Annotated in this window: 8 protein-coding genes; 7 read left to right on the top strand and 1 reads right to left on the bottom strand. The window is 64.7% G+C overall.

The window, feature by feature from the left end; genetic code table 11:
* Nucleotides 1-14: 14 nt before the first annotated feature.
* Nucleotides 15-1,079, top strand: coding sequence for a hypothetical protein (locus AC3QLZ_RS05410; protein ID WP_287873822.1), 1,065 nt, complete (start codon nucleotides 15-17; stop codon nucleotides 1,077-1,079).
* A 491-nt stretch (nucleotides 1,080-1,570) separates the two neighbouring features.
* On the opposite strand, the gene fdhE is transcribed toward AC3QLZ_RS05410, so the two are convergent.
* Complete coding sequence (fdhE, locus tag AC3QLZ_RS05405; RefSeq protein ID WP_492783456.1) at nucleotides 1,571-2,443, bottom strand: formate dehydrogenase accessory protein FdhE; 873 nt, start codon at nucleotides 2,441-2,443, stop codon at nucleotides 1,571-1,573.
* A 446-nt stretch (nucleotides 2,444-2,889) separates the two neighbouring features.
* Between fdhE and fdnG the strand changes: the two genes are divergently transcribed.
* From fdnG to AC3QLZ_RS05375, 6 genes are all read left to right on the top strand, one after another.
* On the top strand, nucleotides 2,890-5,943 hold the full coding sequence (gene fdnG, locus AC3QLZ_RS05400; RefSeq protein ID WP_492783455.1) for a formate dehydrogenase-N subunit alpha: 3,054 nt from the start codon (nucleotides 2,890-2,892) through the stop codon (nucleotides 5,941-5,943).
* A gap of 13 nt (nucleotides 5,944-5,956) precedes the next feature.
* Nucleotides 5,957-6,850, top strand: a complete 894-nt coding sequence (gene fdxH, locus AC3QLZ_RS05395; RefSeq protein ID WP_130458898.1) for a formate dehydrogenase subunit beta — start codon at nucleotides 5,957-5,959, stop codon at nucleotides 6,848-6,850.
* Complete coding sequence (locus AC3QLZ_RS05390; protein ID WP_130458897.1) at nucleotides 6,847-7,467, top strand: formate dehydrogenase subunit gamma; 621 nt, start codon at nucleotides 6,847-6,849, stop codon at nucleotides 7,465-7,467. The genes fdxH and AC3QLZ_RS05390 overlap by 4 nt, the downstream gene beginning before the upstream one ends.
* 89 nt (nucleotides 7,468-7,556) lie before the next feature.
* Entirely contained in the window at nucleotides 7,557-8,510 is a 954-nt protein-coding gene (gene fdhD, locus AC3QLZ_RS05385) for a formate dehydrogenase accessory sulfurtransferase FdhD (protein ID WP_130458896.1), read from the top strand.
* Nucleotides 8,511-8,523: 13 nt separating this feature from the next.
* Nucleotides 8,524-9,558 carry a GTP 3',8-cyclase MoaA gene (gene moaA, locus AC3QLZ_RS05380; protein WP_287873819.1) on the top strand — a complete coding sequence of 345 codons (1,035 nt, stop codon included), beginning with the start codon at nucleotides 8,524-8,526 and terminating at the stop codon, nucleotides 9,556-9,558.
* A 305-nt stretch (nucleotides 9,559-9,863) separates the two neighbouring features.
* Nucleotides 9,864-10,238 (top strand): hypothetical protein, encoded by a 375-nt coding sequence (locus tag AC3QLZ_RS05375; RefSeq protein ID WP_492783454.1) that lies wholly within the window; start codon nucleotides 9,864-9,866, stop codon nucleotides 10,236-10,238.
* Nucleotides 10,239-10,280 lie beyond the last annotated feature (42 nt).

The following is a 10,280-nucleotide window of genomic DNA, read 5'->3' as shown; positions in this document are numbered from 1 at the left end:
GATGCCTTCTGCTAATGAATCCAACCTATAGAACTGTCGTTGATCTCGCTGGCGAATATCCGATTTACAAGCGCGAGGGCGGGAAGCTTGTTCGTTTGGAAGCGCGAAACCACACTCGCCGATATAGCCTAACCACCAACGTGCAAACAGGCGAGATCTACTACCTCGAGTTCTCTGATGAAGAGGAAATGCTGGCTGATGCTCAAAAAGCAAAGTGGGATGCCGATGCGCCAGAAAGAGAGGCTGAAGCAAAACGCCAAGCCGACGAGGCCGCGCGATTTGAAGCTAGTCTTCAATACGAAACTCGCATTGTTGCGTTCCTTGACATATTAGGCTGGAGGGCTGGAATCAGTCGTGGCGGAAGTGCCGTCGTAAAGGCGCTGGGAAAAACTTTGGCCCAATTGGGCTGGGTCGCGAATCACTTCAACTCACTAAGTGGGCTGCTACCCCATGGCATGAGATGGCCAGGGAATCCGGTGATGACCCAGTTTTCAGATTCGCTAGTTATTAGCGTTGAAGATAGTAGCCAAGGCAAAGATATCCTTCAAAACGCCCTTCAAATACTGACATCTAATCTAATTACTTCTGGATACCTTCTTCGAGGCGGAGTTTCACGGGGAGAGATATTTCACGATGGAAACCTAGTGTTTGGCCCAGGGCTAATCCAGGCATACGATTTGGAGAGTAAATTTGCCTCTACTCCTCGCGTGATCCTCTCTAGGGAACTTTGCTTAGAGTGGGAAGGCAAAGATTCAAATGGCGCTCTTCCATGGGCACCCAGTCCTGACGGCTACCTATTTTTCAATTTCTTGCCGCCGTTTATGGGTGATCCGTTCTTCACAGATCCGCAACTATGGAAAAGCTGTCTCAACCCTGTCCGTGATTTGATTCTCAGCAAGGCGCGAGAGGCAGATTGTCCTGAAGACGTGTTCGCTAAGTATGTGTGGCTTGCGGGCTATTTCGATAGAGTGTGTGATGAACAGCCCCAATGTGGTGTTGAAAAGGTTTTGCAATTGGCAACACAAACAAGGTGGGAGGCAGCCAGCCTTCGAAACGTGGACGGCTTAGTCGGTTATTGACCGTTTTCAAAGCCGGTGATTGTTTTCTTTAAGTCATAAGAAATATTCGGAGAGAGCCGGTCCCTGCCCTGTGCGGCGCCGAGCAACGGAGCTTGTGGCGGGAAAAGGGCGAGCACTGTTTGAGGGCCTTTAGGCCCGAGTTGCGCAGCCCCCGCCGGAAGCGAGTAGCGCAGGGAACCCCGCGGAACGCGGGGCGCCAAACCGGGCTCGCGTTTTCTTTGGCTCCTTTCTTTTGGCGAGACAAAAGAAAGGACGCCCGCGCGTCAGGCGCGGAACCCAGCCGTAAAACACTCCACCACGCCGGAAGATTCAAACAACTCTCGGACCTGAGGAATCACACCCGGCAGCGCCTCGAGGAACAGTCCGCCATACCCAGGCGAACAATCACAACTACCCACCTCGCCACACCCCAATAAAGACGGCCCTCCCGGCAATGGCATCGCCGGGAGGGCCGTCTTTTGTGCTTCTCCGGCATGCGCCGGAGCGGGAGCTTATTCGCCCAGCAGCAGGAAGGGGTTGATGCCGATGCGCTGGTAGCCTTCCTCGCTCACCAGGATGTCCAGAGCCAGGGTGGCCATGTCGTCGGCGATGGGGTCCAGGCCGGGGGCCTTCTCGGCCAGCAGCAGCTTCAGATAGTTGTGGCAGGTGTCGCAGGCTTCGGCCCGGGCGCCGTCTTCCCGCTCGTCAAGGGCGCGGTAGCTGACTTCCTTGCCTTTGCCGCAGGCGACGCAGGTGGCGCGGACGTGGTGCCAGGCGGTGTGGCAGAGGCCGCAGTGCAGGTAGCGCAGGCCGCCGGATTCGTTGCCGACGTGGATGACGCCGGCCACCGGGGCGCTGCCGCAGACGGGGCAGCTGTGGGCGGTGGCGGGGGCGGCGACGCTGGCGGCGTCCAGGCCGGCGGCGTGGCGGGTCCAGGCCACTTGCAGGGCGGCCATGACGAAGGGGGCGAGGATCATGTCGTCCGCTTCCATGGTGCCGCCGACGATGCGCTCGGCCAGGGCGCTGAGGCTGGCGGCGTCGGCCTGCTGCAGGGCGGCCAGGGTGGGGCGGGCCGGTTCGGGCACCTGGTCCTGGAGCAGGGCCAGCAGGGCCTGCAGGTCGCCCTGCCATTGCTGTTCCGGCGAAGCGCCGGGGGTGAGGCCGGGGGCGGCGTCGATGCGCTGCTGCTGGGCGTCGCTGAGGGTGGCGACGAAGCCGAGCCAGTCGCCCAGGCTGTGGCCTTCGGCCAGCTGGCGCAGGCGGGCAGCCCGGGTCTTGAAGACGCTGGCGGCGGCGGGCAGGCGCACGGGGGAGGGGGACTGGCCGGGCACCAGACCGGCGGCGGCCATGGCAGCGGCGGTGTCGTCGTGGGCGGAGAGGGTCATGTGGGTGGGTCTCTTCAGTGGGCGGTGAGGGCCGGATTGGGCCCGGGCTGGCGGGCCATCGGCGCAGGGTTGCAAGAATCGTGCACGGGATTGTGCCCGGAAGCGGCGTCGGGCGCGAATGGCGGGGCGGCGGAACGGCGCGGCGCCAGGGCCGTGGCGGGGTCCGGCGCCGATGGCGGCGGCCGATTTTCGGCCCTGCTGCGGGGGCGGGGCAGGGCGCTTCTGCTGCGCTGCAGCGGGACATTCTGTCCGGTCGGCGAGGGACAGAATGTCCCGTTTTCGATTGCGGCGAAGCACAAAACCCTTGTGGCGAAGCGGTTTTGGCGGGTGGCACGGAAAGTGCGAAATGTTCCCCGAGCCGTGGGCGGCGATGGTCCGGCGGAAGGTCAGGCGACTTCTGCACGGGCGGCCCGGAGCACGGCAATTCCGCTTTCAAGGGAGGATTCATGCAAGTCACACGACGGCAGTTCTTCAAGGTTTCGGCGGCGGGTCTTTCCGCTTCCAGCCTGGTGGCCCTGGGCTTCTCGCCCGCCACCGCCCTGGCCGAGGTACGTCAGTACAAGCTGACCCGGGCCAAGGAAATCCGCAACACCTGTACCTACTGTTCGGTGGGCTGCGGCCTGCTCATGTACAGCCTGGGCGACGGCGCCAAGAACGCCAAGCAGGAGATCATCCACATCGAGGGCGACCCGGATCACCCCGTCAGCCGCGGCTCCCTGTGCCCCAAGGGCGCGGGCCTGCTGGACTTCATCCACAGCCCCAACCGCCTCAAGTACCCGGAAGTGCGGGAAGCGGGTAGCAAGGAATGGAAGCGCATCTCCTGGCACGAGGCCGTGGAGCGCATCGCCAAGCACATGAAGGCCGATCGGGACGCCAACTTCGTCGCCAAGAACGCCGACGGCGTGACGGTGAACCGCTGGCTGTCCACCGCCATGCTGACCGCCTCCGCCTCCTCCAACGAAACCGGCATCCTGACCCAGAAGTTCATGCGCTCCCTGGGCATCGTCGGTACCGACGCCCAGGCCCGGGTCTGCCACGGCCCCACGGTGGCCGCCCTGGCCGCCACCTTCGGCCGCGGCGCCATGACCAACACCTGGGTGGACATCAAGAACGCCGACTTCATCCTGATCATGGGCGGCAACCCGGCCGAGGCCCACCCGGTGGGCTTCAAGTGGGCCATCGAGGCGAAGAAGAAGGGCGCCAAGCTGATCGTGGTGGACCCGCGCTTCAACCGCTCCGCCGCCGTCGCCGACGAATTCGTGCCGATCCGGGCCGGCTCCGACATCGCCTTCCTGGGCGGCATCATCAACTGGCTGGTGAGCAACGACAAGATCCAGTGGGACTACGTCAAGTCCTTCACCAACGCCAGCTTCATCGTCAATGAAGGCTTCACCTTCGACGAGGGCCTCTTCTCCGGCTACGACGAGGCCAAGGGCAAGTACGACCGGGGCTCCTGGAGCTACGAGCTGGACGCCAAGGGCCAGGCCAAGACCGACCCGACCCTGCAGCACCCGCGCTGCGTGTGGAACCTGATGAAGGCCCACTACGCCCGCTACACGCCGGAAGTGGTCTCCGACCTCACCGGCAGCCCCACGGAAGGCTTCCTCTCCGTCTGCAAGCACCTGGGCGAGACCTGCGTGCCGACCAAGGTCGGCACCATCCTCTACGCCCTGGGCTGGACCCAGCACACCGTGGGCGCCCAGAACATCCGCACCATGGCCATGATCCAGCTGCTGCTGGGCAACATCGGCATGCCCGGCGGCGGCGTGAACGCCCTGCGCGGCCACTCCAACATCCAGGGCCTGTCCGACCTGGGTCTGCTGTCCACCAGCCTGCCCGGCTACCTGACCCTGCCCAGCGAGAAGGCCCATCCGACCTTCGCCGACTACCTGGAGAAGACCACGCCCAAGGCCCTGCAGCCGGGCCAGCTGAACTACTGGGGCAACACCCCCAAGTTCTTCGTCAGCCTGATGAAGTGGTTCTGGGGCGACAAGGCCACCAAGGAGAACAACTGGGGCTACGACTGGCTGCCCAAGTGGGACAAGATGTACGACGTGCTGCAGGTGATGGACCTGATGCACCAGGGCAAGATCAACGGCTTCATCGTGCAGGGCTTCAATCCCCTGACCTCCTTCCCGGACGCGAAAAAGACCGCCGCCGACTTCGCCAAGCTGAAGTACATGGTGATCATCGACCCCATCGCCACCGAGACCTCCACCTTCTGGCAGAACCAGGGCGAGCTGAACGACGTGGACCCGGCCAGCATCCAGACCGAGGTGTTCCGCCTGCCTTCCACCTGCTTCGCGGAAGAGGACGGCGCCATCGTCAATTCCTCCCGCTGGCTGCAGTGGCACTGGAAGGGCGCCGACGCCCCGGGCGAGGCCAAGACCGACCAGGAGATCATCGCCGAGCTGTTCATGGCCCTGAAGAAGCTGTACCAGGAGCAGGGCGGTGCCGTGCCCGAGCCCATCCTCAACCTCTCCTGGCCCTACAAGAACCCCTACGATCCGACCCCGGAAGAGCTGGCCAAGGAACTCAACGGCCGCGCCCTGGCGGACATTCCCGATCCGAAGAACCCGGGCCAGTTCCTGGTGAAGAAGGGCGAGCAGATTCCCGGCTTCGCCGTGCTGCAGGACGACGGCTCCACCATGTCCGCCTGCTGGATCTTCGCCGGCTGCTGGACCCAGGCCGGCAACCAGATGGCCCGCCGCGACAACACCGACACGGGCCTGGGCAACACCCCGGGCTGGGCCTGGGCCTGGCCGGCCAACCGCCGCATCATCTACAACCGGGCCTCCTGCGACGCCGCCGGCAAGCCCTGGGACCCGAAGCGCAAGCTGATCGCCTGGAACGGCGAGAAGTGGGCCGGCGCCGACGTGCCCGACTTCAAGGTGGATGCGGCCCCGGATTCGGGCATGAACCCCTTCATCATGAATCCGGAAGGCGTGGGCCGCCTGTTCGCCACCGACAAGCTGGTGGACGGCCCCTTCCCCGAGCACTACGAACCCATGGAAAGCCCCCTCGGCACCAACCCCCTGCATCCCAAGGTGGTGACCAGCCCGGCGGTGCGCATCTTCAAGGCGGACAAGGAGCGCCTCGGCACCCACAAGGAATTCCCCTATGTGGGCACCACCTACCGCCTCACTGAGCACTTCCAGTTCTGGACCAAGAGCGTGCGCCTCAGCGCCATCGCCCAGCCGGAGCAGTTCGTCGAGGTGGGCGAGGCCCTGGCCGCCGAGAAGGGCATCAAGGCCGGGGACTGGGTCAAGGTCAGTTCCAAGCGCGGCTACATCAAGGCCAAGGCCGTGGTGACCAAGCGCATCAAGGCCCTGACGGTGAACAAGCAGACCGTGCATCAGGTCGGCATTCCCCTGCACTGGGGTTGGGAGACGGTGGCCAAGAAGGGCTTCCTCTCCAACACCCTGCCCCCCGCCGTGGGCGACTGCAACACGCAGACGCCGGAATACAAGGCCTTCCTTGTGAACATTGAAAAGGCTTGAGGAGCAAGAACACATGGCTCTGCAATCTCTCGACATCCTGCGCCGCTCGGCCAGCCCGACGGCGGCCCCCCAGGCCCGCAATCCCCTGGAAGTGGCCAAACTCATCGACGTTTCCGTCTGCATCGGCTGCAAGGCCTGCCAGGTGGCCTGTTCCGAATGGAACGAGCTGCGTGACGACGTGGGCAGCTGCGTCGGCGTCTACGACAACCCCACCGACCTCTCGGCCCAGGCCTGGACGGTGATGCGCTTCAACGAGGTGGAGCAGCCCGACGTCAGCGGCGGCAAGCTGGAATGGCTGATCCGCAAGGACGGCTGCATGCATTGCGCCGACCCGGGCTGCCTCAAGGCCTGCCCCTCCCCCGGCGCCATCATTCAGTACAAGAACGGCATCGTCGATTTCCACCAGGAAAACTGCATCGGCTGCGGCTACTGCGTTTCCGGCTGCCCCTTCAACGTGCCCCGCATCAACCCGAAGGACAACAAGGCCTACAAGTGCAACCTGTGTTCCGACCGGGTGGCCGTGGGCCAGGAGCCGGCCTGCGTCAAGACCTGCCCCACCGGCGCCATCCAGTTCGGCTCCAAGGAGGACATGCAGGAAGTGGCGGCAAAGCGCGTCACCGACCTCAAGTCCCGGGGCTACGACAACGCCGGCCTCTACGATCCCCAAGGGGTGGGCGGCACCCACGTGATGTACGTGCTGCACCACGCCGACAAGCCCGAGCTGTACAACAACCTGCCCAAGGACCCGGCCATCAGCACCACGGTCAGCCTGTGGAAGGGGCTGCTCAAGCCCGTCGCCACCCTGGGCATCGCCGCCGCCGGCCTGTTCGGCTTCTTCCACTACATCACCGTGGGCCCCAACCGGGCCGAGGACGAACACGAGGCTGAAGAAGAGGTGACCAAATGAAAGAACAACTGATCCAGCGTTACAACGCCGCCGAGCGCATCAACCACTGGGTGGTGGCGGTGTGCTTCATCCTGCTGGCCATCTCCGGTCTGGCCTTCTTCTACCCGGCCTTCTTCTGGCTCACCGGCGTCTTTGGCACGCCCCAGTTGGCCCGCATCGTGCACCCCTTCGTCGGGGTGGTGATGTTCATCGCCTTCGCCCGCCAGTTCTTCCGCTACTGGCACCACAACCTCGTCACCAGCGAGGACGTGAAGTGGATGAAGTCGGTGAAGGAGGTGATGAAGGGCAACGAGGTGGGCGACATCGGCCGCTACAACGGCGGCCAGAAAGGCATGTTCTGGGTGATGGTTGGCTGCATGGCCCTGCTGCTCATCTCCGGCGTCATCGCCTGGCGTCCCTACTTCGCCCTCTACTTCCCCATTCCCCTGATCCGGGTGGCCCTGCTGGTGCATGCCGCCAGCGCCCTGGTGCTGATCGCCAGCATCATCGTGCACGTCTATGCCGCCCTCTGGGTGCAGGGCACCATCCGCGCCATGGTGGAAGGGGTGGTCACCCACGCCTGGGCGCGCAAGCACCATCCCAAGTGGTTCCGGGAAATGACCGGCAAGGAATCCTGATCCCCTGATTCCCTGACGTTGCGGCCGGGGGCGGCGCTTGCCGCCTCCGGCCCCTGCAGCCCCATCTTTGCAGTACAGGACACACGACCATGGCCAGCGAATCCCTGCATCTTCTCCACGGCACCCAGTTCGACGACGAGCTGGAAGGCCCCGAACACGCCACCGTCTGCCGCACCACGGTGCTGCGCCTGAGCGGCGGCGAGGCCGAGACCTGCGACGACCACGTGGTGGAAGAGGTGCCCGTGGCCCTGGTCTTCAACGGCATCTCCCACGCGGTGATGCTGGCCACGCCGGATAACCTGGAAGACATGGCCCTGGGCTTCGCCCTCACTGAAGGCATCCTGGAGTCGCCGTCCGAGCTGTACGGCGTCGAGGTGGTTTCCGGCTGCCAGGGCCTGGAAGTGCATCTGGAAATTTCCTCCCGCCGCTTCGTCGCCCTGAAGGAGCGTCGCCGCAACCTGGCCGGCCGCACCGGCTGCGGCCTTTGCGGCGTCGAGAGCCTGGACGCCGTGGCCCGGCCCTACAAGCCCCTGCAGCGGGGCCTGCTGCTGCCCGTGGCCGCCGTGGCCCGGGCCCTGGACCAGCTGCCCGACTGGCAGCAGCTGCACCGCATCACCGGCGCCGTCCATGGCGCCGCCTGGGTGGATAACCTGGGCAACATCCGCACCCTGCGCGAAGACGTGGGCCGCCACAACGCCCTCGACAAACTGGTGGGCTGGCTGGCCAAGAGCCGCATCGACCCGGCCGCCGGCTTCGTCCTCACCTCCAGCCGGGCCAGCTACGAGATGGTGCAGAAATGCGCCGCCGCCGGCATCGGCTGCCTGGTCGCCATCTCCGCCCCCACCGGCCTGGCGGTGCGCCTGGCCGAAGAAAGCGGCATCACCCTGGCCGGTTTCGCCCGGGGTTCCCGCCTGGTCATCTACAGCCATCCGGAATACCTGGCCGCCGAAGGCGTGGCTGCGACCCGCCCCCTGGGCCAATCCCAGGGCAGTGCCAGCCAGGAGCCGCTGCCGCCGCGCTCCGGCGGCCGTACCCTGATGTAAGGCCCGCCCGGCAATGATTTCAGAGCAGGCGCCCCCTGGCGCCCCGCTGCACCTGCCCCCTGGCGGCCTGGTGGACCGCTTCGGCCGCCGCATCACCTACCTGCGCCTCTCCATCACCGACCGCTGCGACTTCCGCTGCACCTACTGCATGGCGGAAGAGATGCAGTTTCTGCCCCACAGCGCCGTCCTCAGCCTGGAGGAAGCCCTGCGCCTGGTGCGCATCTTCGTCTCCCTCGGCGTGACCAAGGTGCGCATCACCGGCGGCGAGCCCCTGGTACGGCGCAACGCCCTCTGGCTGCTGCAGGAGATCGGCAGGCTGCAAGGCCTGAAGGAACTGGTGCTCACCACCAACGGCTCCCAGCTTGCCCGCCACGCCGCAGACCTGCGCCGGGCCGGCGTCAGCCGCCTCAACATCAGCCTGGACACCCTGCGCCCCGAGCGCTTCCGCGCCATCACCCGCATCGGCGACCTGACCAAGGTGCTGGACGGGGTGGAAGCGGCCCTGGCCGCCGGCTTCTCCCGCATCCGGCTGAATGCCGTGATGCAGCAGGGCGTGAACGACGACGAACTGGGCGACCTGCTGGCCTACGCCGTGGCCCGCAACATCGACCTGGCCCTGATCGAGGAAATGCCCCTCGGCGACACCGGCCACGACCGCAGCGCCACCTATCTTTCCAGCGATGCCGCCCGGGCCCGTCTGGCCGAGCGCTTCGAGCTGATCCCCACCCTGGAGAACAGCGGCGGCCCCGCCCGCTACTGGCGGGTCGGCGGCAGCGACAGCCGGGTCGGCTTCATCTCCCCCCATTCCCACAACTTCTGCGACACCTGCAACCGGGTGCGCATCAGCGCCCAGGGCACCCTCTACCCCTGCCTCGGCGACGACGGCGCCATCCCCCTCCTGCCCCTGCTGCGCGCCCATCCCCAGGACGACGCCCCCCTCGGCGCCGCCATCGCCACCGGCATGGGCCTCAAAGCCCAGGGCCACGACTTCACCGCCGCCATGGCCACCCCGAAGATCGTGCGCTTCATGTCCAGCACGGGCGGCTGAAGACTTCCATTAGGTAGTTCTGCGGTTGATGGCTGGAGACGGCCATCAGTGGGCGTAAGGGAAATCGCGCCATTGCAGCCGTTCGCAAACATTCCGCGTGCATGACATTTGGCTGGCCGACTGGCAAAATTAACGCGACATTGAACCGGGCCGCGTATGACTGCCATCTATCCCCGAAGATACTGCCGTCAATTTAGCGGAAGCCGCTATTGGGAAGCCTCCCAGGCCGCCGTCTTTCCCAGCTTATACGGCGGTTGGCCTGCTTATACGGCAGATATGTTCATTTACTTCACGTTAGACCGCTTGTGAGCATTTCCGAATTTTCCGAGGTTTACCTGCAAGACACATTTGTCTTTGCTTGGCACGCGTCCTCAGACGAAGTTGTGTTCCATGTGCTGGCTCACCTAAGCCAGGGCCATCCCTTGGCCACACTGCCCAGCAAAGGGGATTGGGCCTGCTATCGCCCGGGGCTTATTGTGTTCCAGTCGGTCACCTCCGTAGTCGGGCTCCAGCCACAAAGCTCCGTCATCTCTACTCAAGACGCAGACGGCTCGTTGGACTACGGCACGATCGACAGCCTATCGGTTGGGCCGAACGGCGAGTTCCAAATCTGCGGCGAGTTCGGGGACGTTACTATCCATGCAGAGTCGCTGCGCCTACTTCTGGCGCCTGCGGCCTAACCAATCATTTAAGAAGCCGACGCCACTTCGCGGCTCTCCTTA

The organism is Azospira sp. MPR-LB4 (assembly GCF_058809525.1).
Note: the sequence above shows the minus strand (reverse complement) of the source record. Positions and strands in the feature narration are given on the sequence as shown.